24 protein-coding genes are annotated in these 26179 nt (G+C 34.8%); 22 read left to right on the top strand and 2 right to left on the bottom strand.

Translation table 11 applies throughout. The features are described 5' to 3' along the window. From ACODST_RS26750 to ACODST_RS26730, 5 genes are all read left to right on the top strand, one after another. Window positions 1-1937 (top strand): T9SS type B sorting domain-containing protein (locus tag ACODST_RS26750; protein WP_488935154.1); only part of this gene is annotated, 1937 nt, incomplete at its 5' end. 46 nt (window positions 1938-1983) lie between these two features. Continuing rightward, a complete protein-coding gene (locus ACODST_RS26745) occupies window positions 1984-2916 on the top strand; it encodes a PorP/SprF family type IX secretion system membrane protein (protein ID WP_488935153.1) in 933 nt (310 codons plus the stop codon). Window positions 2917-2927: 11 nt separating this feature from the next. Continuing rightward, window positions 2928-4865, top strand: a complete 1938-nt coding sequence (locus tag ACODST_RS26740) for an OmpA family protein (protein WP_488935152.1) — start codon at window positions 2928-2930, stop codon at window positions 4863-4865. A gap of 250 nt (window positions 4866-5115) precedes the next feature. Further along, a complete protein-coding gene (ligA, locus tag ACODST_RS26735) occupies window positions 5116-7119 on the top strand; it encodes an NAD-dependent DNA ligase LigA (protein WP_488935151.1) in 2004 nt (667 codons plus the stop codon). After that, window positions 7109-7804, top strand: coding sequence for a lysoplasmalogenase family protein (locus ACODST_RS26730; RefSeq protein ID WP_488935150.1), 696 nt, complete (start codon window positions 7109-7111; stop codon window positions 7802-7804). The genes ligA and ACODST_RS26730 overlap by 11 nt, the downstream gene beginning before the upstream one ends. On the opposite strand, the gene ACODST_RS26725 is transcribed toward ACODST_RS26730, so the two are convergent. Then, window positions 7790-8701 carry a bifunctional metallophosphatase/5'-nucleotidase gene (locus tag ACODST_RS26725; RefSeq protein ID WP_488935149.1) on the bottom strand — a complete coding sequence of 304 codons (912 nt, stop codon included), beginning with the start codon at window positions 8699-8701 and terminating at the stop codon, window positions 7790-7792. The genes ACODST_RS26730 and ACODST_RS26725 overlap by 15 nt on opposite strands. A gap of 54 nt (window positions 8702-8755) precedes the next feature. Continuing rightward, window positions 8756-9535 carry a 5'-nucleotidase C-terminal domain-containing protein gene (locus tag ACODST_RS26720; RefSeq protein WP_488935148.1) on the bottom strand — a complete coding sequence of 260 codons (780 nt, stop codon included), beginning with the start codon at window positions 9533-9535 and terminating at the stop codon, window positions 8756-8758. A 46-nt stretch (window positions 9536-9581) separates the two neighbouring features. Here ACODST_RS26720 and ACODST_RS26715 point away from each other — a divergent pair, with 46 nt between their 5' ends. The 17 genes from ACODST_RS26715 (at window position 9582) to ACODST_RS26635 (ending at window position 26098) form a co-directional block, all read left to right on the top strand. After that, window positions 9582-10094 (top strand): DUF6913 domain-containing protein, encoded by a 513-nt coding sequence (locus ACODST_RS26715; protein WP_488935147.1) that lies wholly within the window; start codon window positions 9582-9584, stop codon window positions 10092-10094. A gap of 16 nt (window positions 10095-10110) precedes the next feature. After that, window positions 10111-10992 (top strand): 4-hydroxy-tetrahydrodipicolinate synthase, encoded by an 882-nt coding sequence (dapA, locus tag ACODST_RS26710; protein ID WP_488935146.1) that lies wholly within the window; start codon window positions 10111-10113, stop codon window positions 10990-10992. Window positions 10993-11129: 137 nt separating this feature from the next. Next, window positions 11130-11924 (top strand): outer membrane protein assembly factor BamD, encoded by a 795-nt coding sequence (locus ACODST_RS26705; protein ID WP_488935145.1) that lies wholly within the window; start codon window positions 11130-11132, stop codon window positions 11922-11924. 7 nt (window positions 11925-11931) lie between these two features. Then, window positions 11932-12249: a DNA-directed RNA polymerase subunit omega gene (locus tag ACODST_RS26700; RefSeq protein WP_008463064.1), complete on the top strand. Its 318-nt coding sequence runs from the start codon at window positions 11932-11934 to the stop codon at window positions 12247-12249. Window positions 12250-12258: 9 nt separating this feature from the next. After that, on the top strand, window positions 12259-13473 hold the full coding sequence (gene coaBC / locus ACODST_RS26695; protein ID WP_488935144.1) for a bifunctional phosphopantothenoylcysteine decarboxylase/phosphopantothenate--cysteine ligase CoaBC: 1215 nt from the start codon (window positions 12259-12261) through the stop codon (window positions 13471-13473). Window positions 13474-13542: 69 nt separating this feature from the next. Beyond that, window positions 13543-14427 carry a type IX secretion system protein PorD gene (gene porD / locus ACODST_RS26690; RefSeq protein ID WP_488935143.1) on the top strand — a complete coding sequence of 295 codons (885 nt, stop codon included), beginning with the start codon at window positions 13543-13545 and terminating at the stop codon, window positions 14425-14427. Between the two features lie 55 nt (window positions 14428-14482). Next, on the top strand, window positions 14483-16135 hold the full coding sequence (gene recN, locus ACODST_RS26685) for a DNA repair protein RecN (RefSeq protein WP_488935142.1): 1653 nt from the start codon (window positions 14483-14485) through the stop codon (window positions 16133-16135). A gap of 87 nt (window positions 16136-16222) precedes the next feature. After that, window positions 16223-17413: an enoyl-ACP reductase FabV gene (fabV, locus tag ACODST_RS26680; protein WP_488935141.1), complete on the top strand. Its 1191-nt coding sequence runs from the start codon at window positions 16223-16225 to the stop codon at window positions 17411-17413. A 124-nt stretch (window positions 17414-17537) separates the two neighbouring features. Beyond that, window positions 17538-18536, top strand: a complete 999-nt coding sequence (locus tag ACODST_RS26675; protein ID WP_488935140.1) for a glycosyltransferase family 2 protein — start codon at window positions 17538-17540, stop codon at window positions 18534-18536. Window position 18537: 1 nt separating this feature from the next. Continuing rightward, entirely contained in the window at window positions 18538-19134 is a 597-nt protein-coding gene (gene coaE / locus ACODST_RS26670; RefSeq protein WP_488935139.1) for a dephospho-CoA kinase, read from the top strand. Window positions 19135-19193: 59 nt separating this feature from the next. Next, a complete protein-coding gene (locus tag ACODST_RS26665) occupies window positions 19194-20780 on the top strand; it encodes a sensor histidine kinase (protein WP_488935138.1) in 1587 nt (528 codons plus the stop codon). Window positions 20781-20783: 3 nt separating this feature from the next. Next, on the top strand, window positions 20784-21500 hold the full coding sequence (locus tag ACODST_RS26660) for a response regulator transcription factor (protein WP_488935137.1): 717 nt from the start codon (window positions 20784-20786) through the stop codon (window positions 21498-21500). Window positions 21501-22139: 639 nt separating this feature from the next. Then, the gene (locus tag ACODST_RS26655; RefSeq protein WP_488935136.1) at window positions 22140-22886 is read left to right on the top strand and encodes a hypothetical protein; all 747 of its coding nucleotides are present in this window, start codon (window positions 22140-22142) and stop codon (window positions 22884-22886) included. A gap of 3 nt (window positions 22887-22889) precedes the next feature. Continuing rightward, a complete protein-coding gene (locus ACODST_RS26650; protein WP_488935135.1) occupies window positions 22890-24281 on the top strand; it encodes an RtcB family protein in 1392 nt (463 codons plus the stop codon). Between the two features lie 14 nt (window positions 24282-24295). Further along, a complete protein-coding gene (locus ACODST_RS26645; protein WP_488935134.1) occupies window positions 24296-24901 on the top strand; it encodes a hypothetical protein in 606 nt (201 codons plus the stop codon). Next, window positions 24889-25578: a peptide chain release factor H gene (prfH, locus tag ACODST_RS26640; protein ID WP_488935133.1), complete on the top strand. Its 690-nt coding sequence runs from the start codon at window positions 24889-24891 to the stop codon at window positions 25576-25578. Before ACODST_RS26645 ends, prfH begins: the two co-directional genes overlap by 13 nt. Then, window positions 25565-26098: a hypothetical protein gene (locus tag ACODST_RS26635; RefSeq protein ID WP_488935132.1), complete on the top strand. Its 534-nt coding sequence runs from the start codon at window positions 25565-25567 to the stop codon at window positions 26096-26098. The genes prfH and ACODST_RS26635 overlap by 14 nt, the downstream gene beginning before the upstream one ends. Window positions 26099-26179: the final 81 nt, after the last annotated feature.

The following is a 26179-nucleotide window of genomic DNA, read 5'->3' as shown; positions in this document are numbered from 1 at the left end:
TTAGCACCACTACCTATTATGCCGCATTCTTAAATGCTGCTACAGGTTGTGAGAGCGATACAAGATTAGCTGTTGCCGTAACGGTAAGCGATCCTGTAACACCAACAACAAATTCTGCTGCACAGACTTTCTGTACAGGTACTACACCAACCGTTGCGGATATTCAGGTGAATGAGAGTAATGTTGTCTGGTATACAGCAGCCACAGGTGGAACTTTAATTCCGGGTACTACAGCTTTAACAAGCGGTAACTATTACGGAGTGATTCAGAATCCGGTTACAGGTTGCGAAAGTAATACAAGATTATTGGTTGTAGTTACGGTTGGAAACACAGTTAACCCAACTACTACTAATATTGCTCAAAGTTTCTGTTCGACAGCTTCTCCAACAATTGCCAGCATTCAGGTAAACGAAAGTAATGTTACCTGGTATGCCAGTGCAGCGGGAGGAACAGCAATTCCTGCAGGAACTGCTTTAACAACGGGAGTTTATTACGGTAATATTGTAGATCCGGTAACAGGATGCGAAAGTTCAACCCGTCTTCAGGTAACGGTAACGGTAAATGATCCAGCCGCAACACCAACTACAGCAGATACTACACAAGATTTCTGTTTAACTAACAATCCGAGAGTTATCAATATTCAGGTAAATGAAGCTAACGTAGTATGGTACAGTACAGCTGCGGGCGGGACTCCAATTCCGGCATCAACAGCTCTAGCAACCGGAACTTATTATGGAGCTGTTGCCAGTATCATAGATTGTGAAAATCCGGCTAGACTTGCAGTTGCAGTAAGAGTAAATACTCCGGGAGTTATTACGACACCTAGTGTAACACAAACGTTCTGTTTATCTGCAGCACCAACATTAGCAAATATTCTGGTAAATGAACCTAATGTGGTTTGGTATGCTTCTGCAACAGGCGGAACACCACTTCCGGCAGGAACATTACTAGCCGCAGGTACTTATTATGCGGCAGCGCTTAGTAATACCACTAATGGATGTGAGAATGCTGACAGACTTGGAATTACAATAGATTTCGAAAACGATGCTTTGGTACAGCTTACCACAACAGATGATACACCATGTGTTTTCCAGGGGGTAACCTATTCAATCGCTAATGGAAAATCAAATTATGTCTGGACAGTTACTAACGGAACAATTACGTCAGGAGGAGGAACTTCAGATGGTTCTGCTACTATTTCATGGTCAGACATTGGACCAGGAAGAGTAGAGGTTACGTATACAAATAATTGTGACGAAACTACCACTAAGTTTTTAAATGTAACAGTAGCTTCCTGTTCTGATTTAACGATTACAAATGTAGTTGACAATCCAACTCCAAATTTTGGAGAACATGTAACATTTACTATAACAGTAAATAACGTTGGTGAAGGAAGTTTTATTAATACAATTGTTAGTGAACTCTTACCAAGCGGATACGATTTAGTTAGTTTCAGTACAACAGTTGGTACTTATGATCCTGCAACACAGCTTTGGACAATTCCAAATTTAGCTGCCGGACAGAGTGTGGTACTTACGGTAGTTGCCGAGGTATTATCAAGCGGAAATTATAACAACGTTGTTGCTATAGAAATTTCGACTCCTCTGGATGTTGATGTATCAAACAATTCAGCTTCAGCTTCAGTAGAACCAATTTGTTTAACAGTTTACAATGAGTTTACGCCAAACAATGACGGAGCAAATGACTTGTTTAGAATTGATTGTATTGAAACTTTCCCTAACAATGAACTGAAAGTTTTCAACAGATATGGTGCTTTAGTATACAGTAAACAGCATTATGAAAACGATTGGGATGGTACTGCAAACGTATCCGGAGTTGTGAACAGAGGGGATATGCTGCCAACAGGTACTTATTTTTATGTGATTACCATTGGAGATGGAACGGTTAAAAAAGGATGGTTATCAATTATGAGATAAGCATTTCAATTAATCATCTAATTAATTAAACTAAATAAGTATCGTTATGAAACTATATATAAAACCAATAGAAACGTATTTTGTTTTAATATGTTCTTTTATTACAATCTGTGTAAGTGCACAGCAGGATCCTCAATATACCCAGTATATGTATAATACGATGGCAGTAAATCCGGCGTATGCCGGGTCTACTGGCACTCTCGAAGCAACCCTTTTACATCGTTCTCAATGGGTAGGGATTTCAGGAGCACCGGAAACACAGTCATTTTCGATCCATTCACCGCTTGCCAATGAAAAAATTGGTTTAGGATTAAGTGTCGTTAATGATAAAATTGGTCCTTCAAACGAATTGTACCTTGACGGAAACTTCTCGTATTCATTACCGCTGGGGTATGAAAAAAGACTTGCCTTTGGTATAAAAGCAGGAATGAGAATGTTAAATATAGACTGGTCTAAAGGGAGATATTATGACAGTAATGATGTCTTGTTAAATCAAAATATTGATAATCAGATGAAACTGGCAGTGGGAGCAGGGATTTACTATTATACCGAAAAATGGTATTTAGGATTTTCCATTCCAAGTTTTATTCAGAATAACTATTATGATGATGTACAGGAATCTATCGACTATGAGCGTCTCCATTATTTTTTGATGGGAGGATATGTTTTTGATTTGAACCCAAATTTAAAGTTCAAACCAGCATTTTTAGTGAAAGCAGTAAGCGGTGCGCCGCTTACTGCTGATGTATCGGCGAATTTTATGCTTTATGAAAAGTTTGTTATAGGAGGTTCCTATAGAACAGACGATTCAATAAGTATTCTGGCAGGTTTTCAGATATCACCAAGTTTTTATCTCGGATATGCTTTTGATTATACTGTAAGCCAATTGAACAAATATAACGACGGAACACACGAGTTCATTCTGCGCTATACTTTCAATAAAGGCCAAAATAAAATTAAATCTCCTCGATTCTTCTAAAAACAAAACATATGAAAAAATTATATATCCTAAGTTTAGTCTTGAGCATTACGTTTAGTTTTGCTCAAAAGACTAATTTAAAGAAAGCCGATGCTTTGTTTAGAAATTATTCATATACAGATGCATCGAAGGCTTACGAAGAAATTTTACAGAATATTAAGAACCCGTCGGCACAAACTTTAAAGAATGCCGCCGACTCGTATTATTTTATTTCTGATGCAAGAAATGCCCTGAAATGGTATCGAAAATTGTACGAAGTTCAGGGGAATAATCTAACTGATATTTACTATCTGCGTTATATTCAGACCATGAAAGCGGTTATGGATTATGATGAAGCAGACAGAGTTACAAAGGAATATCTGGATAAAAAAGGTGATCAGAAGGAAATAAACCGTTATGTGGAACAAAAAAGACAGCTGGATAGTTTAGAAAAAGCAAAACCTCTTTATCAAATAAAGGATTTAGAGATCAATACCAGTAAATCTGATTTTGGAGCCACTTTTTATCAGGATAAGATTGTTTTTACTTCAGCCAGGGATACTACTAAGTTTAGTGAAAAATTATACACCTGGAACAACCAGCCTTTCCTGAATTTGTATGTTTCCGAAAGAAATCCTGCTGATGGAAGCCTGTTTAATGAGAAATTGTTTATTCCAAATGTAATGAGCAAATACCATGAAGCAACAGCTACCTTTGATGCCAGTGGTAAAACAGTTTATTATACAACCAATATTCTAAAGAAAAATAAACTGGTTGTTGATGGAGATAAAACCAATAATTTTCAAATCGTAAAAGGCTCAGTTGTAGATAATAAGTTAGAGAATCCGCAGAATGTCTTCTTTAGCAGTGATGACTATTCAACCGGGCATCCCAGTTTAAGCGAAGACGGCCAATGGCTTTTCTTTGCGTCTGATATGCCGGGCGGATATGGTGAAACTGATTTGTATGTCGTGAAAATTTCAGAGGACGGAACCATGAGTTCACCGCTTAATCTCGGTCCCAAAATCAATACTATCGGTAATGATCTTTTTCCTTATTACAGAAATGGTATGCTGTACTTTTCATCAGATGGGCATTATGGTCTGGGAGACCTCGATGTTTATGAAAGTAAATTTTTATCTGACGGAAATTTTACAACACCAAGAAACCTGGGTGCGCCCATAAATAGTAATAAAGATGACTTTGCCTATATCGTTGATAAAACAGACAGTTATGGATATATCTCATCAAACAGAGCAGGAGGAAAAGGAGATGATGATATTTATTCGTTTGTAAAAGGAAAACCGGTTTGTAACCAAAACATCTCCGGAATGGCGGTTGATAGAAAAACCAAACTTCCTTTGTCTGATGTTACGGTAATGGCTTACAATTCATTTAAAGAAGTTTTAGGCGAAACCAAGACCAACTACGAAGGGAAATATGCTATCGTCGTTCCTTGTAACAAGGTTGTTAACCTCATTGCGGCCAAACCTAACTACAGCAGTGATGAAAGGACAGTCGAAACAACAAAAGAAAATGAGGCTGAAATTACAAATGTTAATTTCGAGCTTAGTAATTACGACGACTTGGTAGTTAAGAAAAGAGGTGTAGAAATGGTAGACGTTAAGCCTATTTATTTTGATTATGATAAATACGATATTACACCTTTAGCGGTTGAGGAACTTACCAAAGTGGTCTTTATCATGCAGAAGTTTCCGAATATCAGAATTAAAATTGAATCACATACAGATTCCCGCGGGAAAGATTCGTATAACTTAAAACTTTCAGATAACAGAGCTAAGTCAACAAGAGATTATATCCTTTCTCAGGGCATAGATCCCTTAAGAATTGAAAGTGCCATTGGTTATGGTGAAAGCCGTTTAATCAATAAGTGTAAAAATGGAGTGAAATGTACTGAAGAAGAACATTTATTAAATAGACGCTCCGATTTCATCATTATTCAAAAATAGTACTATATTTGCATGCTAATTATTTGATTATCAGTATTAAAGTATAGAACGTAGAAACCATTTGGAAGTTGGTTTTTTTTAAATTCTTTTTTAAGAATAATGGACAAGGAGAAAATCAGGCCGCATATAATGCAGCCTGATTTTTGATTTTAAAAACTTTCGTTTTTTAATGTTTTTTGGAACCAAAATAATCCTAATTTTGAGATTCATTTATTTTTAAAATCAGTATAAGCATTATTATTACCATTATATGAACATTCAGGAAACCATTCAGACTTTAAGAGAAGAACTTAATCAGCACAATTACAATTATTATGTACTGGATAATGCGACCATTTCTGATTACGATTTTGATATAAAACTAAAAGAACTTCAGGATCTTGAAAATAAGCACCCTGAGTTTTTTGACGAAAACTCTCCAACACAAAGGGTAGGGGGAACAGTGACTAAGAATTTTAAAACAGTTGCGCATCAATACCGTATGTATTCGCTCGACAATTCCTACTCAAAAGAAGATCTGATGGATTGGGAGAACCGGATTCAGCGGGTATTAGGAAATGTTGATTTGCAATATACCTGCGAATTAAAATATGACGGAGCTTCCATCAGTATTTCTTACGAAAACGGAAAATTAGTTCAGGCCCTGACCCGTGGTGATGGTTTTCAGGGAGATGAAGTCACCAATAATATTAAAACCATTAAGTCTATTCCACTAAAACTAAAAGGAAGTTATCCTGAAAAGTTTGATATCAGAGGCGAGATTATCCTGCCTTTTGCCGGTTTTGAAAAGATGAACCAGGAATTAATTGAAATAGGTGAAACTCCCTATTCAAACCCAAGAAATACAGCTTCGGGAAGTTTAAAATTACAGGATAGTACGGAGGTGGCTAAACGCCCTTTAGAATGTCTGCTGTATTTTGTTACCGGAAATAACCTGCCGTTTAAAACACAGTACGAAGGACTGGAATCAGCCAGAAACTGGGGTTTTAAAGTACCCAATGAAGCCAAATTAGTTCATAATATGCAGGAAGTCTTTGACTTTATTGACTATTGGGATGTACATCGTCATCAGCTGCCTTATGAAACAGATGGTGTTGTTATAAAAGTAAACAGTATCCATTCTCAGGAAGAGCTAGGATATACAGCAAAATCACCCCGTTGGGCGATTGCCTACAAATTCAAATCAGAACAGGTTTCTACAAAACTAAAATCAATATCCTATCAGGTGGGACGTACAGGAGCAATTACTCCGGTTGCCAATCTGGAACCGGTTCAGTTAGCCGGAACTATTGTAAAAAGAGCTTCTCTTCACAATGCCGATCAGATCGAAAAACTCGATATCAGAATAAATGATACCGTTTTTGTTGAAAAAGGAGGGGAGATTATTCCTAAAATTATTGCGGTCGATTTAGACAAACGTCCCGAAAACTCACAAGCAACAGAATATATTACACATTGTCCGGAATGTCAGACCGAACTGGTTAGAAATGCTGGCGAAGCCAATCATTATTGCCCTAATTTTTATGGATGTCCGCCTCAGATTGTAGGAAGAATCCAGCATTATATTTCCAGAAAAGCAATGGATATAGAAGGACTTGGAGGAGAAACAGTAGCACTGCTTTTTAATAATGGATTAGTACATAATTATGCTGATTTATACGAATTGAAAGTAGAAGATATTCTTCCTTTAGAAAGAATGGCACAAAAGTCGGCTGAGAATTTAGTAAACGGAGTTCAGAAATCTAAAGAAATTCCTTTTGAAAGCGTTTTGTTTGCTCTTGGAATTCGTTTTGTTGGGGAAACCGTCGCAAAAAAATTAGCCAAACATTATAAAAATATTGATGCTTTAAGCCAGGCTTCTTTAATGGATCTGATTTTAGTTGATGAAATTGGAGAAAGAATTGCCAAAAGCGTAATCGAGTTTTTCGAAAATGAAGAAAACAAAGTCATCATTGAGCGTTTGAAAAAATATGGTATTCAGTTTGAAATTGTAGAAAGAGTGAATCCAAATGCGACCGAGAAATTTGCCGGAAAAACTTTTGTTGTTTCAGGAGTTTTCAGTCAGTTTTCAAGAGATGAATTAAAGAAAACCATCGAAGACAACGGAGGAAAAGTGGGGAGTTCGATTTCTGCCAAAACCGACTTTGTTGTGGCGGGAGATAATATGGGACCGGCTAAACTTGAGAAAGCCAATAAATTAAATATACCTATACTCTCGGAAGATGATTTTATAACGAAACTAAATGAAGGCTAATAAACCATCGTTAATTTTATTTTTTCTGGCGCTGCTGTTTACTATTATTTTTGATTGGACAGGACAGGACTTTTTGGCTATTTACGCCAAAGCTATTGTTCTTCCCTCCATTTTTATTTATTTTTTAACCAGCAGCGAGTTTAAAATAAGAAAAACAGAAGCCTTAATTTTTTTGTTCTGTTTTATTGGTCATGTATTCGATTTAATGGATATTGAGATTTCAGAATTAGGCGGTGTTATAAGTTTTTTGATTGTATACCTTCTGATAATGAAACTTTACTTATCAGAGCATAAAAGAATAAGACTTAAGAAAAAGGACATTCTGCCAGTATCAATTGTCGTCATTCTGATTATTTATCTGCTGGTTTCTGTACTGAGTATGAAGTTTGACAATGCCGGGCAATTCAAGTTTCTTTACATACTATATGGTATAATACTAAGTTACGTAAGCTACTTTTCTTTTGTAAGCTACATTACAAAAGGAACCTTCATAACACTGCTGATGTCATTAATGGCCGTGAGTTATATTTTTTCGGATATATTCTATATTTTCAACGAATACTTTTCATATTCGGTTGTATTAGTTTTAATTCGTGATATCACCCAGATTTTGGCGTATTATTTTATGACCCGGTATTTTCTTGAAAAAAGCAGAGTGCAGAAAAAGGCTTTACACAATAATTGATCTCGCCTGGTTGCTGTGAGCCTTGTTTTTATCAAAATAAAAATCAATACGTCCCAGATTAATTCCATAACAGCCCACCTGATTTACCAGTACATTTTCTCCGGCTTTGTTTTTTACGATAGTTGGTTTGTCAAGAAAAGTATGCGTGTGTCCGCCAATAATAAGATCAATGTCCTGTGTAAGTTCAGCCAGTTTTAAATCCGAAATTTTTGAAGGTTCGTCCTTGTACTTATAGCCCAGATGCGAAAGGCAGATAACCAGATCACATTTTTCTTCTTTTTTTAATAAGCGGGTCATATCTTCAGCAATTTCAACCGGATTGTTATAAACCGTTTCCTTATACAGTTGTTTGTCAACAAGTCCTTGTAATTCAATTCCTAATCCAAAAACCCCCACCTTAATTCCATTTTTATTAAAAATTTTATAAGGCTTAACCAAACCGTTCATCACGGTGTTTCTAAAATCATAATTAGCACAGATAAACTCAAAACTGGCGTGCGGCATTTGAACGTATAAACCATCCAGACCATTATCAAAATCATGGTTTCCAATTGTAGCAGCATCATATTTCATCATGCTCATGAGTTTAAACTCCAGTTCCCCTCCATAATAATTAAAGTAGGGAGTTCCCTGAAAAATATCTCCTGCATCTAACAAAAGTAAATTTGGATTTTCCTGACGAATAGATTCAATAAGGGCAGCGCGGCGGGATACACCACCTTTGTTTGGATTACGGGGATCATCAGCCGGAAACGGGTCAATATGGCTGTGTACATCATTTGTATGAAGAATTGTTAAATGCTTAATGTCATCGTTTCCAAAACTGCTCAGTGATAAACCTAAACCAATTAAAGCAGTACTGGCAGCTGTTTTTTCGATAAATTCCCTTCTTTTCATTTTATATGCTTTTGCGTAAATCGCTTTATTTTGTAATTCTGTTCTGAAATTTTTTTACTCTTCTGTAATTCGCACATCCCTTGGTACCGGAATGGTGTCAACCTCTTTAAAATAGTCAATCAGTATATTTCGAAGTTTATAGTTCATATCAAACTTCTGAGTGTTTTTTGCAAAAAAGTACATGCTGTCTCCTCCGTTGGCTAAATAATCATTGGTGGCAACATAATAAGTTTTAGTAACATCGAAAGGTTTTCCCTGGATAAGAATGTTTTTAGCCGTATTGTCTTTAGCGATAGTAAAAGTCATTCCTGCCAGAGGATGCGGTTTTTTCTCCTTTATTATATAGGAAGTCATTTCTAAAATCTGATCCCCTTTTAAAGCCAGAACCACAAGATTGTTTTCAAATGGCATTATTTCATAAGCACTTCTCGTAGTTACATTTCCTTTTGGCAGAATTGCCCTGATTCCGCCATGATTTAAAAAGCAGATGTCAATGTCTTTTTTTTCACGGGCATTAAAAACAGTATTGCCTCTTTTAAGACAAATGTCAGCCATTAAGTTTCCTATCGTAGTCTGCCATTTACCGGTACTTTTATCCAGAGTTTCCGGACAGTAAGCAAGTACATTATCTAAGTCCTTATTAATATGGTCTCTGTAAGGTTGAATAAAACTTTCTATATTTGAGGTCTCCCCGGCATTTTCTGTAACAGGCAGTTGTTTTCCTTCTACTTTAGTTACGTTGAAATTTTTGGGACTGCAGGAAAGCAAAGAGATAAATGTTAAGAATATAACAAAAAGTTTTAAAAATCGGTTATACTTTTTTAGTTTTACCATTTTAAATGCGGCTTAAATAATTAATTTTGTAATTTGTAAAAATACTATGTTTTTAGATTATATAAAGGAATTTTTTGTAAAAAAATCATTAAAAAATGACTTGCGTATTGTCAAAAACGAAGTTTTTACCAGTAATATCCAAACTGTTGGTCTGCTGGTTGATGAGAGTAAATTTCGTTATTCAAAAGAGTTGATAAATGAACTTGTATTAAATGGAATTGCTCCCGAAAACATAAAAATTGCAGCTTACAGACGTAAATTCAAAAAGAAAAAAACGTATTCCAAACCCACTTTTGGCAAAAAACACATTGACTGGAGAGGAAAGGTAACAGAAATGTTTTTAGAAGAATTTATAGAAACCGAATTTGATCTTTTGATTAGTTATTATGAAGTTCAGAACAGCATCTTAATGATGATTACAAGCAAATCAAAAGCCAGGTTCAAAGTAGGGTTTTCATCAGTAGATACAAAATTAAACCGATGGATGATAAATACTACTACGGCAGAGTATAAACTTTTCGTTTCAGAATTGTTTAAGTATTTAAAAAGTATAAAATAAAATTATAATTCATAATATGCAATCATTAATAGGAACGGGTGTTGCACTGGTAACTCCATTTAAAAAAGACTTTTCAGTAGATATCGAAGCATTACAGCGTATTGTTAACTTTTCGATAGACGGAGGAGTTGAGTATCTTGTGGTTATGGGAACTACTGCAGAAAATGCAACTCTTACACAAGAAGAAAAAGAGCTGGTTATTAACACCGTAATTGATGTTAATAAAGGCAGGCTGCCTTTAGTTCTTGGAGTTGGGGGAAATAATACGATGCAGATTGTAGAGGAATTAAAAACAAGAGATTTTTCAGCTTTTGAAGCGATACTTTCAGTTTCTCCTTATTATAATAAACCTACACAGGAAGGAATTTACCAGCATTTTAAAGCGATTGCCGAAGCATCACCGGTACCGGTTATATTGTACAATGTTCCTGGCAGGACCTCAAGTAATATGCTGCCGTCAACTGTTATTCGTCTGGCCAATGATTTTAAAAACGTTGTGGCCATTAAAGAAGCGGCCGGAGATATTGTTCAGGCTTTTAAACTTATTAAGGATGCTCCAAAAGATTTTCTTGTAATTTCAGGAGATGATATGATTGCGCTGCCAATTGTTTTAGCAGGCGGAGCAGGAGTGATTTCAGTAATTGGGCAGGGATATCCAAAAGAATTTTCAGAAATGATCCGTTTAGGACTTAATAAAAAAGCGGCAGACGCTTTTAAAACACAATACTTCCTGGCAGACTGTATCGATATGATTTTTGAGCAGGGAAATCCTGCCGGAATCAAACAAGTATTTCAGGCTATGGGAATTGCCGAAAATACAGTTCGTCTTCCATTGGTTTCTGTTGATGATGATTTAGCAGAGAGGTTGAATGAGTTCGTAAAAAACAGCATTAAATAATTGTTAAAGTGTTAGTATTTTAATATACTAAAAAATTATTTTGCAGTCGCTAAATTAATACCTAAATTTGCCACCGAATCTTCGGTGTGGTTTTGCTTTGGCATAATGTCTAACGAAATCATAATAAAAGTAAGAAAATGAAAAAAATAGTATCTCTGATAATTGTTGCTGTGCTTGTTTGTTCTTGTAGTGAGTATCAAAAAGCCTTAAAAAATGAAGATGTTGCAGCAAAGTTTGAAGTAGCGACAAAAATGTATGATGCTGGTAAGTATAACAAAGCAATCCGTCTTTTTGAGCAGCTGGCCTCAACTTACAGAGGGAAGCCTCAGGCCGAAAAGCTTTTTTATATGTTTTCACAATCTTATTACAAAACAAAACAATACTATTTAGCCGGCTATCAGTTTGAAAGTTTTGTTTCGGGTTATCCGCGAAGTGAAAAAGTACAGGAAGCTGCTTTTTTAGGGGCTTACAGTTATTCTAAATTAGCTCCGGTTTACAGTCTGGATCAGGCAGACACTGTAAAAGCATTAGAAAAATTACAGGCTTTTATTGATAACTATCCAAATTCAGAATATGTACCTCAGGCCAATGCCACAGTACAGGTTTTAAATGGTAAATTAGAGAAAAAAGCATATGAAAATGCAAAAGGGTATAATACGATTTCAGATTATAAATCTGCTTTGGTAGCTTTTGATAATTTTATTGCTGATTTTCCGGGAACACCTTTTAAGGAAGATGCTTTGTTTTATAAATACGATTCAGCTTATCAATTAGCAATAAACAGTATCCCTGCTAAAATGGAAGAACGTCTGAATGTGGCAAAAACAGCTTATAATAACTTAATGAAGTTTAAAAGCGATACAAAATATAAAAAACAGGCAGACGAAATGTATGCCAGAGTTGAAACCGATTTACAAAAATTTACTAAATAAAAAAGTCATGGATTTAAAAAAGACGAATGCTCCTGTTAACACAATAACTTACAATAAAACAGTTATTGAAGAGCCAACAGGAAATGTGTATGAAGCAATTACCATTATGGCTAAAAGAGCAAACCAGATCAATTCTGAAATTAAAAAAGAACTGACTGAGAAATTAGAAGAGTTTGCCACTTATAACGACAGTCTTGAAGAAGTTTTTGAAAATAAAGAACAAATTGAAGTTTCTAAATTTTACGAAAAATTACCAAAACCACACGCTTTAGCTGTTCAGGAATGGTTAGACGGTAAAACTTACCACAGAAGTTCAAACAAATAATACAGTACAATGTCAGTTTTAAACGGGAAAAAAATTCTGCTGGGAGTTTCCGGTGGAATTGCAGCCTATAAAACAGCCTCATTAGTACGACTTTTTATAAAAGCAGGTGCACATGTCCAGGTGATCATGACACCTGCTTCTAAGGATTTTGTAACACCGCTTACATTATCTACCTTATCTAAAAATCCGGTACATTCCACTTTTTATAATCAGGATGATAAAGATGCTGTCTGGAACAACCATGTCGAATTGGGTCTTTGGGCAGATTTAATGCTTGTAGCTCCGGCAACAGCAAATACATTATCAAAAATGGCAGCAGGAAATTGCGACAATCTTTTAATTGCTGCTTATCTTTCTGCAAAATGTCCTGTTTATTTTGCGCCTGCCATGGATCTGGATATGTACAAACATCCTTCTACTATTTCAAGTTTTAATGCCTTAAAGCAGTTTGGAAATATAATGATTCCGGCTGAAAAAGGAGAGTTGGCAAGCGGCTTGTCAGGAGAAGGCCGAATGGCTGAACCTGAGAATATTATCGCTTTTCTTGAGGCGGATCTGGAAAGTAAACTTCCGTTAAAAGGAAAAAAAATACTAATTACTGCAGGTCCTACATACGAAGCTATAGATCCTGTACGTTTTATAGGAAATCATTCTTCAGGTAAAATGGGGTTTGATATTGCAAATGAGGCAGCTGATCTGGGAGCTCAGGTTGTTTTAGTTTCAGGACCTACACATTATAAAGTGAAGAATTCTTCAATTGAGGTTATACATGTAGTGTCGGCGCAGGATATGTATGAGGCCTGTCACAATTATTTTAATGATGTTGATGCTGCTATCGCTGCCGCGGCAGTAGCAGATTACAGACCTAAAGAAGTGGCACTTCAGAAGATCAAGAAAAATACCGATGAATTTTCTATCGAATTAGAAAAAACAAAAGATATTTTATCTTCTTTGGGAGCAATAAAAAAGAACCAGTTTTTAATTGGTTTTGCTTTGGAGACTGAAAATGAAATTGAAAATGCTAAACTGAAAATCCAGAAAAAAAACTTAGATTTGATTGTTTTAAATTCCCTGCAGGACGAAGGGGCCGGTTTTAAAAAAGAAACCAATAAAGTCACTTTTATCGATAAAGATTTTACGATCGAGCCAATGGAATTAAAATCAAAAGAATCTGTAGCAGCTGATATTTTGAATAAAGTCGTTTTGCATTTCGCAAAATCGTAAAGATTTAAAAATATTTCTGAAAAGTAAGAATAGTTATGCTATTTTTACATCTTATAAAACTTTATCTGTATGAACAAAATAGTTACTTTATTAGTTTTTTTGATTTTTGGCTTTACTCAGGCTCAGCAGTTAAATTGTACTGTAACTATTAATACAGAAAGACTTCCTAATTCCAATCAGCAGATTTTTAAAACGCTTCAGAGTTCTCTGGCTGAGTTTGTAAATAAAACAGACTGGACGGGTGCGGCCCTCAAACAAAACGAAAGAATCAACTGTTCGATGTATATTACATTATCGTCCTACAGTTCAGATCAGTTTACCGGAACGATACAGGTACAGTCTTCCAGATTGATTTATAATTCAACTTATTCGTCGCCAATTTTAAATTTTAACGATAAAGATTTTAATTTTTCATACACAGAGTACCAGCCGCTTTTATTTAATCCTTCTGTTTTTGAATCCAATTTGGTGTCAGTGATTTCCTTTTACAGTTATATGATACTGGGAATGGATGCTGATACTTTTCAGATGGGAGGGGGCGATCAGTATTTTGAAACAGCCCAGAATATTGCCAGTGTTGCTCAGCAGGGAGGTTCCAAAGGCTGGACTCAGTCAGACGGCCTTCAGAATCGTTATTACTTTATAAATGATATGCTGGCTCCGATGTACAGTGATCTTCGACAGGTTTCATTTTTATATCATACAGGTTTAGATACGATGAGTAATGATTTGAAGGGAGCAAAAGAGAAAATTAAATCAGCTGTGATCCTGACAGGTAAAGTAAATTCTGTAAGACCCAATGCATTTCTGACCAGAGTATTTTTTGATGCCAAATCAGATGAAATTGTATCTGTATTTTCCGGAGGTCCCAGTATTCCGATTTCGGATTTGACAGATGTTTTGAATAAAGTCTCTCCATTAAATTCATCTAAATGGTCACAAATTAAGTTTTAATAACTTAATTTTTTTTATTTTCTTCGTAGCACTTTTATTTTTATAATTTTCCTTTATGATAACTTCACTGTCAATTAAAAACTATGCTCTAATTGAAAAGCTTTCTATTGATTTTTCAAAAGGTTTTTCTATAATTACAGGTGAAACAGGTGCTGGTAAATCGATTATTTTAGGGGCAATTGGTCTCGTTTTAGGAAAAAGAGCCGATCTGACTTCATTAAAAAACAAAGAAGAAAAATGCGTGATCGAAGCCCAGTTCGATATTTCTAAATACAGTCTTAAAGAATTTTTCGAAACAAACGATCTGGATTATGAAGACGAAACCATAATAAGACGTGAAATTTTACCATCGGGCAAGTCCCGTGCTTTTATAAATGACAGTCCTGTAAATCTTCAGGAACTGCAGGATTTAAGTCTGTTTTTGATTGATATCCATTCACAGCAGCAGACACAGGAATTATCAGATGAAACGGTTCAGTTTAAGATAATCGATGCTATTGCCGGTAATTCGGACACTATTTTGTCGTATCAGCATCTGTTAAAAGTTTATAAATCCGAGAAATCAAAACTAAACGCCCTGCTTAAAAAACAAAGTGATTCGGGAAAAGAACAGGAATACAATACTTTTCTTTTAAACGAACTGGTTTCGGCAAAACTAAAATCAGGTGAACAGGAAGAACTGGAAACTGATTTTGAAAAGCTGAATAATGTTGAAATTATAAAAGATTCCATCGATAAATCACTTGCTATTGCCAATGAAGAGCAGTTTGGTGTATTTCATAATCTAAATGAAATAAAATCAGCTTTACAGAAAATCGCGCCATTTTCGGCCGAGTATCAAAATCTGTTTGAAAGAATCACAAGTTTGTCAATCGAATTTGACGATGTTTCAAAAGAACTGCAAAATTCTTCCGAAAAATTGTTAAATGACCCGGAACAGCTGGAATTGGTAAGTCAGAAATTACAGTTGATATTTAACCTTCAGAAAAAACATCATGTAAATTCGGTAGAGGAACTGCTTCAGATTCAGGCTGATTTAGGCAATACTCTTTTGGAGTTAGACAATATTGAAGAAGAAATAGAGAATCTTTCTAAAGCAATAGAACAAAAAGCAGAAGAATTAGATACACTGGGGGCAGATATACATACCAGCAGAAGTAATGCTATTCCTGTTTTATCTGGTCAGCTGATTTCAATTTTGGAAACGCTGGGGATGCCAAATGCCCGTTTTAATATCGAACTTATTCCTTCGGAAACTTATTTTACGAATGGAAAAGACGAGTTACAGTTTTTGTTCTCTGCCAATAAAGGAACTGACTTCGGACTGCTTAAAAAAGTGGCATCAGGTGGTGAGATGTCCCGTATTATGCTCGCTGTAAAAGCAATTTTAGCCCAGTATTCAAAACTGCCTACTTTAATTTTTGATGAAATCGACACCGGTGTATCGGGGGAAATTGCAATTAAAATGGGTGAGATTATGAAAGAAATGAGTACTAAAATGCAGATTTTTGCTATTACCCATTTACCACAGATTGCTGCAAAAGGAGATTCGCATTTTAAAGTTTCCAAAGCAACAATTGATGATGATACACAGTCAGAATTAAAGCTACTGTCTCAGGACGAAAGAGTTATAGAAATTGCGCAAATGCTGTCGGGAGCAGTCGTTTCCGATTCGGCTTTAAATCACGCTAAAGCCTTGTTGAACTAAAGAAATACTTTATATTTGTCATCGAAAAATAATAAACAAACGTAAATAAGTTAGTCAGTAACTTTTATACGAATAAATAAAACAAGTATGATCATAGAACCTAGAATGAGAGGATTTATTTGTTTGACAGCCCATCCAACGGGATGCGAACAAAATGTTAAAAATCAAATAGAATATATCAAATCAAAAGGTGCGATTGCCGGAGCTAAAAAAGTATTGGTTATTGGAGCATCAACTGGTTTCGGATTAGCTTCAAGAATTACAAGCGCTTTTGGATCTGATGCTGCTACAATAGGAGTGTTTTTTGAAAAACCGCCCGTTGAAGGGAAAACGGCTTCGCCAGGCTGGTATAATTCTGCTGCATTTGAAAAAGAAGCTCATAAAGCAGGTTTATATGCAAAAAGCATCAATGGGGATGCTTTTTCAAACGAAATTAAAAGAGAAACTTTAGACTTAATCAAAGCTGATTTAGGTCAGGTAGATTTAGTTATTTACAGTTTAGCTTCTCCGGTACGTACAAATCCTGATACGGGAGTGACGCATCGTTCAGTTTTAAAGCCAATCGGACAGACCTTTACCAACAAAACAGTTGATTTTCATACCGGAAATGTATCTGAAGTTTCGATTACACCGGCAAATGAAGAAGATATTGAGAATACAGTGGCTGTAATGGGAGGTGAAGACTGGGCTATGTGGATGGATGCTTTAAAAAATGAAAATTTATTAGCAGAAGGAGCGACCACAATAGCATATTCATACATTGGACCTGAATTGACTGAAGCAGTGTATCGTAAAGGGACTATTGGTCGTGCTAAAGATCATTTAGAAGCTACAGCTTTTACTATTACAGATAATTTACAGTCTATTGGAGGAAAAGCCTATGTTTCTGTAAACAAAGCATTAGTAACACAAGCAAGTTCTGCTATTCCGGTTATTCCGTTGTATATTTCTCTTTTGTACAAAATCATGAAAGAAGAAGGTATTCATGAAGGATGTATCGAGCAGATCCAGCGTTTATTTCAGGACAGATTATACAAGGGTACTGAAGTTCCTGTTGATGAAAAAGGAAGAATCAGAATCGATGACTGGGAAATGCGCGAAGATGTTCAGGCAAAAGTGGCTGAACTTTGGAAAGAAGCTACTACAGAAACGCTGCCGTCTATTGGAGATTTAGCCGGTTACAGAAACGACTTTTTAAATTTATTCGGTTTTGAATTTGCAGGTGTAGATTACAAAGCAGATACAAACGAAGTTGTTAATATCGAAAGTATCAAATAAAAAAAATACCGTAGTATTGCCTAAAACCATCAACCAAAAGTTGGTGGTTTTTTTATGAATATACCTATCTTTGTTAAAATTTTTCAAAGTTTAAAATATACCACTTAAAAACCGCATTCCTGTTATGATTTTTTCTTTAATTGTACCTGTGTATAATCGTCCTGATGAAGTTGATGAACTTTTAGAGAGCCTTACAAAATCGGATTACAATGAGCCTTTTGAAATAGTTCTTGTCGAAGATGGGTCTTCTGTTCCCTGTAAAGATGTAGTGATGAACTATCAGGGAAAACTGAATATATCGTATTATTTTAAACCCAATTCCGGTCCCGGTGATTCAAGGAACTTTGGAATGCAGAAAGCAAGAGGGGATTATTTTATCATATTTGATTCAGATTGCATTATTCCGCCTAATTATTTAACTGAAGTCAAAAAAGCCTTAGATGAGAAATATGTAGATTGTTTTGGCGGGCCTGATAAAGCTTTAAAAAGCTTCTCAAGCATTCAGAAAGCAATCAATTTTGCTATGACCTCTTTTCTTACTACAGGAGGAATCAGGGGCGGCTCAGAGAAGATAAATAAGTTTCAGCCCCGCAGTTTTAATATGGGAATTTCCAGAAAAGCTTTTGAGGTTTCCAATGGTTTTGGAAACATTCATCCAGGCGAAGATCCTGATTTATCCATTCGTTTATGGAACTTAGGCTTTGAAACCAGACTGTTTTCAGAGGCTTTTGTGTATCACAAACGCAGAATCGACTGGGAAAAATTCTCTATACAGGTAAAGAAATTTGGTATAGCAAGACCTATATTAAATAGTTGGTATCCAGAGCATAATAAGCTGACTTTTTTCTTTCCTACTGTATTTATCTTAGGGTTATTATTAGCTTTTTTACTGTTAATTTTCAATATTGATATTTTTTTACAATTATATTTTGTATATTTCGTTATAATTTTTCTTACAGCGAGTATTCAGAACCGAAGTATTAAAATTGGGTATCTGTCTGTGATTGCTGTATGGAAACAATTTTATGGTTACGGAACGGGGTTTTTAGAATCTTATGTAAAAGTAATTTTATTAAAGAGAAAACCACAGGACGCTTTTCCTCGTATGTTTTTTAAAATATAGTATGACAAAGATTATTGGTCTGACCGGCGGAATAGGGAGTGGTAAAACTACCATTACCGGATTTTTTAAGGAAAGTGGAGTCCCTGTTTACATTGCAGATGATGAAGCCAAAAAAGTAATGCAGTCATCAGAAATTACAGATCAGATAAAAACTTCTTTTGGAGAATCGCTCTTTGATAATAATGTTTTGAACCGGGCGAAACTGGCGGCAATAGTATTTAATGACAAAGAAAAATTAGAGAAATTAAATTCAATAGTACATCCGGCTGTAAAAAAAGATTTTCAGTCCTGGCTGTTAAAAAATAAAGAACAGGATTTTGTGGTATACGAAGCTGCTATTCTTTTTGAAAGCGGCCGATATAAAGATTTCGATTATATAATTACGGTTACCGCACCCGAAGAAGTAAGGATAGAAAGAGTGATGAAACGCGATAACACTACAAGGGAACAAGTTCTGGACCGAATGAAAATGCAGTGGAATGACGAAAAACGAATTTCTTTGAGCAATTTTGTTATTAATAACAGTAATCTTAAAATTGCTGAACAAGAAGTTGTTGAAATTCTTAAAATTTTGAAAATAAAACAAAAACAGTCTTAAATGTTAATATTTGGTTAATGTATTATTTAGTATATTGTTAAAATATTAATTTTGTTTCGATGAATAAATTATTTTTTAGAATACTTGTTTTATTGATGAGTCTGTCCTTGATAGGGATAATTCTGGTACAGGTATTTTGGTTTAATTCTTCATTTAAAAATAATGAAGAACAATTTAAATACCACGTTACCCAGGTAATCGGAAATGTAGCTGACAAACTTGAGCAGCAGGAGGAGTATAGTTTCTACGATAAATACAACCGTATAAAAGACAGTACTGGTAAAATTCCTAAAAAGGAAGATTTGATGGAAGTATTGTTTGTACAAAGAAATACCAAAACAAACAAAACTATTGTTTATTCAAGTACTCTTACAACTGAAGATTATGATATAAACGGATCACTTTTTGATAAAAAATTCAGCAGTGAAAGATTCAAGAATTTTAGTTCTAAAAGAGTAACCGAAGTTTATAATAACAATAACGGAATTGATAATAATAATTTAGGACAAAGTATTATTCCGGATCTTAGAATTGAAAAATCGGGCAGCCTTGATATTTTAAATAAAGTACAGCAGCAGATACAATATAAAGACATTGCTTCTTTAACTCCAATTGAAGGCAGGGTTACAAAAGACAAACTGTTCAAGCTTTTAAAAAAGGAACTGGAGGAATATCAGGTTAAAACCAAGTTTGAGTTTGGAATTTACAGCAGCGGTGTTCCTACCAAAGTCAGATCAGATGGATTTCATTATGATAAAGATGCAACTTATAATATTCCGATATTCACAGATAATGAAGGAAACAGCCGATATCAGTTATCGGTTACTTTCCCGAATAAAAAGAAATTTTTGTTATCAGAATTATTAAGTATTACAATTTTATCAATTGTGTTTACATTAATCATTATAGTAGCTTATACAAGTGCTTTAAATCAGCTGCTGCGTCAGAAGCATATTTCTGAAATCAAAACGGATTTCATAAACAATATGACACATGAGTTTAAAACACCAATTGCAACGATAAATCTGGCATTAGATGCGATAAGGAATCCCAAAATTATTGAAGATAAAGATAAAGTACATCGTTATCTGCAAATGATCCGGGATGAAAATAAAAGGATGCATGCTCAGGTAGAAAATGTTCTTCGAATTTCGAAATTAGAGAAAAAAGAACTTGATATTACCAAAGAACCTACTGTAGTTACGGATATTATTGACGATGCTATTGAGCATGTAAATTTAATTTTAGAAGACAGACAGGGCAGTGTTGAAAAACATTATAATGCAGCAAGGACAACTTGTTTGATTAATGAAGTACATTTTACTAATGTATTAGTGAATATTTTAGAAAATGCAATAAAATATTCTCCGGATATTCCTAAGATTGAGATTTTTACAGAAAATGTAAAAGACATGATTCTGATAAAAGTAAAAGATCACGGTTTAGGAATGAGTAAGATAGCTCAAAAAAGAGTTTTTGAGAAGTTTTACAGAGAACACACGGGAGACCTTCATAATGTAAAAGGACATGGTTTAGGTCTTGCGTATGTAAAACGAATTGTAGAGGATCACAATGGTCAAGTATATGTAGAAAGCGAAAAAGGAAAGGGTAGCACCTTTATAATAAAAATACCATTAATAAATTAAAATATGGAAAATAATAACAAAAGAATACTTTTAGTAGAAGATGACCTAAATTTTGGGGCGGTTCTTAAAGATTATCTAATGTTAAATGACTTTGAAGTTACTTTAGCTAAAAACGGTATGGAAGGTTTCGAGAAGTTCAAGAAGGATGTATATGATTTATGTATTCTGGATGTAATGATGCCTTATAAAGATGGTTACACCTTAGCCAAAGAAATTAGAGAAAAGAACAGTGAAGTGCCTATTATATTTTTAACCGCAAAATCGATGAAAGAAGATGTGTTAAAAGGATACAAAGCCGGTGCTGACGACTATTTAAATAAACCTTTTGATTCTGAGGTTTTATTAATGAAAATTAAAGCCATCATTCAAAGAAAATCCGCAGATACAAAAGCTGAGCAGGTACAATTTGAATTTAATATTGGTAAATTCCACTTAAACTCAAAATTGAGATTCCTGACTTATCAGGATGAAGAACCCATTAAATTATCTCCAAAAGAAAATGAATTGCTTAAAATGCTGATTCTTCATGAAAATGATTTAATGCCGAGAGAATTAGCTTTAACAAAAATCTGGAGAGACGACAACTACTTTACTTCAAGAAGTATGGACGTTTACATCGCCAAACTTAGAAAATATCTAAAGTCAGATGAGGATGTAGAAATCTTAAACATACACGGAGAAGGTTTCAGATTAGTTGTGAAAAGCAAAGTTTCTGAATAATAATTCACCTGAATAAAAATAATAAGCTCTGAGAAATCAGAGCTTTTTTTATGCCATTATGTGTAATTGTATCATTTTCGATTCATCAAAAACAGTTTTTTAAGGAGCAGGTATCTGGAATTTTGATTTTTTTTTCACGGAAAGCTCTCTATTAAGTTTTATTCTGCTCTCTGAGTGTTTTTTCTATAAAAGAAGCGCAAAAAAGTATACTCTTTTTTTTGTCCTATAGTATTGTTTTTAAAGTAATTGAGTTTTGTTTTTGAGGTTTTTAAGAACTACCGAATAATTTTTTGATGAATTTTCTTTAAAAGAAATTTGGAAAATCAAAAAACAATTCTGAATATTTGCAGACGAAAAAAATAATAACCCTTTAAAAACGAAGAAAAATGTTTGTACTTACATTGACATCACAAAGCTTCACACCAAACGGATTTGGTGCAGCAGTTCTTCGTGGCTTATTTCAATCTTAGAAATATATTTTTAGATATATAAAAAAGCCCGAAGATATTTAGTTTCGGGCTTTTTTTATTCTAGACACTTCAAAATTTTCCCGAAAAACCGATTTTATTTTATTTATCCGTCAGGGATAAAATGTTTAAGTCTTAATGGCTTGTAATTTAATGCACTGTAATTTTTTAAATGGAAAATTATGCGGTAGAGGAGTATGCTTTGTGTACTCGTTTTAAAAGTAAAAAAAGGAAAAAGAGATTAGTAAAACAAGATTTTGAAAAGCAGCTTATTCAGTTAAGAAAACGGGAAAAAGAACTTTGGAAAAAACGGATCAGTCTGCCTTTGGTTCCATTAGAAGTTCCGTATCAAAAAGGCTGGCAGCGTAATTTCAAATTAAGAGATGATGTTGCCCGGTCGGCTGAATCTGAATTTTACAGAACATTACTGGAAAAAATAAATACATGGCAGTTTTCTCCCGAAAAATCTTTTAAAAGAAAGAAAAAGAAAAAAAGGAGAAATATGTATGTTGAAAAAATCCAGACTGTAAAAGAATTCTGTGAATGGGAATGGAGAAGTTCAAAATTAGAATTGACTGAAAGAGAAAAAGCACATTTTTATAAGCGGGAACGCTGGTGCAGCAATTTCAGGAGATATAAAATCCATTATGTGTTTAATGAACCGTGGAGATATGTACTTCGTGTTAGTCCCTACATGATAACACATACAAGGATGATTGATTCTGATCTGGAAACCGAAATTCAACTTCTTGATAATTATATAACTAATCTCAGTCTAAGAGGAAAAATAAATAAATTAACAGCTGGGTCTTCTCATAACCGGAAATACTATCAAAGTGAAAATCCCAGAGAAATAAACCCAATTAAAAATAAAAGTCTGCATTTGTTGTATCAGGAATATGCGGACGAGATGATATAAATCATGGGAAATAAATTAACCGGAAAAGACCTGATTAAGTTAGGTTTTCCAAAGAATAATTCAATAAATATCGCCTTAGGGCAGATTAACAGATATAGAAAAAGAGAAAAAAAAGAATCTATTTTAACAGAAGCAAAAGACGTTTTGTTACATCCTGAAAAATATGAAGGAAACGGAACCTGGGGAAAAGTGGCCGAAGGTTTGATTAAACCGGTTCAGGTAAGAATGCATCAGCTTAAAAACACCAGAGCGCCGTTTAAAATTTTTGGCGAAAATGAAATCGATGAGCAGGCCAAATTTCAATTATATGATTCATTAAAACTGCCAATTTCAGTCGCTGGAGCCTTAATGCCAGATGCACATTCTGGTTATGGATTACCAATCGGTGGTGTTTTAGCGACAGATAATGCCGTAATTCCGTATGGAGTTGGCGTTGATATTGGATGCCGAATGAGCCTTTCGATTTTTGATCTGCCGGCTTCTTATTTTAAAGGAAAGGAACATCAATTGGATGCCATTTTAAAAGAAAATACAAAATTTGGAATGTATGAAACGCATGCTTCACGTGTAGATCATGAAGTGTTTTACAATAGCGGATTTCAGGATATTCCATTGTTGAAAAATCTTCTTCCAAAAGCCTATAAACAATTAGGAACATCTGGCGGAGGAAACCATTTTGTGGAATTTGGAATTGCTAAGATTGAGCATCCTGAGAACGAATGGAAATTGGAAAAAGGTGAATATTTTGCAGTTCTTTCTCATAGTGGTTCCCGCGGATTAGGCGCAAACATTGCAAAACATTATACGTATTTAGCAACAAAGCAGTGTCCGCTGCCCAAAAATGTACAGCATTTGGCATGGCTGGATTTGAATACACATGACGGCCAGGAATACTGGCTGGCGATGAATTTGGCCGGAGAATATGCAAAAGCCTGTCATGATGATATTCACAGACGAATTGCCAAAGCGATTGGAAAAAGGGTAGTGGTAACGATTGAAAACCATCACAATTTTGCATGGAAAGAAATCGTAAACGATCAGGAATGTATTGTACACAGAAAAGGCGCAACACCTGCGGGAGAAGGACAATTGGGAATCATTCCGGGTTCTATGACGGCACCTGGTTACATCGTGAAGGGAAAAGGAAATGCTGAAAGTTTGAACTCTGCTTCACATGGTGCCGGGCGTTTGTTTTCGAGAGCAAAATGTAAAAGCACTTTTACACAAAGCGAAATTAAGAAAGTTTTAAAAGCCAATGATGTAACCTTAATTGGTGGTAATATCGACGAGGCTCCAATGGCATACAAAGACATTACAAAAGTAATGGCAAACCAAACGGATCTCGTTGAAGTTCTGGGAACTTTTACGCCAAAGATTGTTAGAATGGATCGTTAAAAAAAATAAAGATTATGGAAAGGTTTCAGGATGAAAATAAATGGCTGGGAGATTTTTATAACGAGATTTTCGTGAAATGTCCCAAATGTCAATCTAAAGGAGTTTTGAAAGAAGTTCCTCGAAATTGTGAATGTGGAAAATGCACTATGATGACTTTTGAATGCAAATCCTGCTTTCATAAGATTGATGAACCGGTTTATAAATATAAAACGTTTGGTAAATACTATTGTGGCAATTGTTTTGAAAAATTTGAATTAGAATCTCAAATCTTTAAGAAAGTACCTGAAAAGTATAAAGTTAAATGTCCACATTGCAGTTTTCAGGAAGAAATCAAGCCCAATACTTACGCATTTAAAGAAGAGTCAGAGAGGGATGGTTTAATTCGTGATGACTGGTATAGTTTACCGCTTTGGTTTCAGAAAGAATTCAAAGGAAATGTTTTTTGGGCTTACAATCAGGAACATATAATGTATCTGGAAAGATATATTAAAGCTGATCTAAGAGAGAGAAATAATAATGGAAGTGGTAATGGGACCATGGTGTCACGACTTCCAAAATTTATTAAAGAAGCAAAGAACAGAGAAAAGCTTCTTAAAATAGTAGAAAAATGGAAAGAATAATTCAAATAACAGCGGGTCGCGGACCTGCTGAATGCACCTGGGTTGTGGCTCAGGTGCTTAAAAAAGTTTTGGAAGAAGCACAGGAACAGAATTTAGAAGTGGTTTTACTGCAAAGAGATAAAGGAGAGGAGAATGGAACGATTGAAACTGCCTCAGTTTCTTTGAAAGGAAAAAACGCTGATCAGTTTGTAAAATCCTGGGTGGGAACGATTCAATGGATTGGCCAGAGTCAGTTTCGAAAAATGCACAAACGTAAAAACTGGTTTATTGGAATTTTTGAAATTGAACTACAGAAAAATACGTCGGTTTCAGAAAATGATATTCAGTATCAGGCGATGCGAAGTTCCGGAGCTGGTGGTCAGCATGTAAACAAAGTAAGTTCGGCCATTCGGGCAACTCATATCCCTACCGGAATTGCAGTTGTTTCTATGGATAGTCGTTCTCAGCATCAAAACAAAAAACTCGCAACTGAAAGATTATTAAAAAAATTAGAGGACGAAAAACTGATTCAGCTTAAAAATCATATGGGAAAACAATGGGAAAATCAGCTCAATGTAGAACGTGGAAATCCTGTTAGAGTTTTTACCGGAAGCGATTTTAAGAAGAATAAAACAGAGAAAAGTTACAAAGGAACTCGTCAGAAATTAAAAAACGATTTACGCAATGAAAACAATTGATAAATACCTTTTTCAGGCTTTGGATAATTATCCTTACTGGCTTGAAGGAACGATTGAGTCTTTAGATTACGCTTTTTCTTATAACGATACAAATACCATGGTTTTGTGTTTGTATGGAAGAATTCAGGCGGAACAATTAATGAATTATGAAGAAGCCAAATCGTATTTTCAGCAGGCTTTAGCGATTAATATTCATGCTCTTGAAGTGTATCCGTATTACTTAAAAACGTTGATTTTAAATGAAGATTACGAAGAAGCTGAGAAATTAATTGATTTTGCCTTAACAATTAAAGGAATCAACAAAGCGGAAATTTATGTCAGAAAAGCAATGCTTTTAGAGGCACAAAAGGAGTTTAAAAAAGCATTAAAAGAAATTAAAAATGCAAAACTTCATTCCCTGCAATTCAATTACGAATCTGATATTACAGATATCGAAAAAAGAATTGAGGATAAAATGAATCTGCTGAAAAAGAAAAAAGAGAAGAAATCTAAGAAAGATTCTAAAAAGAAATCGAAGTGATTTTAAACAAAAAACGATGCAAATTTTAGACTGCACCCAAAAGTTTAGACGAATTTATAATTAAATTTGATAATAATGAGC

The organism is Flavobacterium sp. FG19 (genome assembly GCF_057809475.1).
The sequence above is the reverse complement of the archived record's forward strand: the minus strand, read 5'-3'. Positions and strand labels throughout refer to the sequence as shown.

Bases quoted from the DNA above. Each gene is read 5' to 3' on its own strand.
- ACODST_RS26745 (WP_488935153.1), top strand. From the start codon at position 1,984: ATGAAACTATATATAAAACCAATAGAAACGTATTTTGTTTTAATATGT.
- ACODST_RS26740 (WP_488935152.1), top strand. From the start codon at position 2,928: ATGAAAAAATTATATATCCTAAGTTTAGTCTTGAGCATTACGTTTAGT.
- ligA (WP_488935151.1), top strand. From the start codon at position 5,116: ATGAACATTCAGGAAACCATTCAGACTTTAAGAGAAGAACTTAATCAG.
- ACODST_RS26730 (WP_488935150.1), top strand. From the start codon at position 7,109: ATGAAGGCTAATAAACCATCGTTAATTTTATTTTTTCTGGCGCTGCTG.
- ACODST_RS26725 (WP_488935149.1), bottom strand. From the start codon at position 8,701: ATGAAAAGAAGGGAATTTATCGAAAAAACAGCTGCCAGTACTGCTTTA.
- ACODST_RS26720 (WP_488935148.1), bottom strand. From the start codon at position 9,535: ATGGTAAAACTAAAAAAGTATAACCGATTTTTAAAACTTTTTGTTATA.
- ACODST_RS26715 (WP_488935147.1), top strand. From the start codon at position 9,582: ATGTTTTTAGATTATATAAAGGAATTTTTTGTAAAAAAATCATTAAAA.
- dapA (WP_488935146.1), top strand. From the start codon at position 10,111: ATGCAATCATTAATAGGAACGGGTGTTGCACTGGTAACTCCATTTAAA.
- ACODST_RS26705 (WP_488935145.1), top strand. From the start codon at position 11,130: ATGAAAAAAATAGTATCTCTGATAATTGTTGCTGTGCTTGTTTGTTCT.
- ACODST_RS26700 (WP_008463064.1), top strand. From the start codon at position 11,932: ATGGATTTAAAAAAGACGAATGCTCCTGTTAACACAATAACTTACAAT.
- coaBC (WP_488935144.1), top strand. From the start codon at position 12,259: ATGTCAGTTTTAAACGGGAAAAAAATTCTGCTGGGAGTTTCCGGTGGA.
- porD (WP_488935143.1), top strand. From the start codon at position 13,543: ATGAACAAAATAGTTACTTTATTAGTTTTTTTGATTTTTGGCTTTACT.
- recN (WP_488935142.1), top strand. From the start codon at position 14,483: ATGATAACTTCACTGTCAATTAAAAACTATGCTCTAATTGAAAAGCTT.
- fabV (WP_488935141.1), top strand. From the start codon at position 16,223: ATGATCATAGAACCTAGAATGAGAGGATTTATTTGTTTGACAGCCCAT.
- ACODST_RS26675 (WP_488935140.1), top strand. From the start codon at position 17,538: ATGATTTTTTCTTTAATTGTACCTGTGTATAATCGTCCTGATGAAGTT.
- coaE (WP_488935139.1), top strand. From the start codon at position 18,538: ATGACAAAGATTATTGGTCTGACCGGCGGAATAGGGAGTGGTAAAACT.
- ACODST_RS26665 (WP_488935138.1), top strand. From the start codon at position 19,194: ATGAATAAATTATTTTTTAGAATACTTGTTTTATTGATGAGTCTGTCC.
- ACODST_RS26660 (WP_488935137.1), top strand. From the start codon at position 20,784: ATGGAAAATAATAACAAAAGAATACTTTTAGTAGAAGATGACCTAAAT.
- ACODST_RS26655 (WP_488935136.1), top strand. From the start codon at position 22,140: ATGGAAAATTATGCGGTAGAGGAGTATGCTTTGTGTACTCGTTTTAAA.
- ACODST_RS26650 (WP_488935135.1), top strand. From the start codon at position 22,890: ATGGGAAATAAATTAACCGGAAAAGACCTGATTAAGTTAGGTTTTCCA.
- ACODST_RS26645 (WP_488935134.1), top strand. From the start codon at position 24,296: ATGGAAAGGTTTCAGGATGAAAATAAATGGCTGGGAGATTTTTATAAC.
- prfH (WP_488935133.1), top strand. From the start codon at position 24,889: ATGGAAAGAATAATTCAAATAACAGCGGGTCGCGGACCTGCTGAATGC.
- ACODST_RS26635 (WP_488935132.1), top strand. From the start codon at position 25,565: ATGAAAACAATTGATAAATACCTTTTTCAGGCTTTGGATAATTATCCT.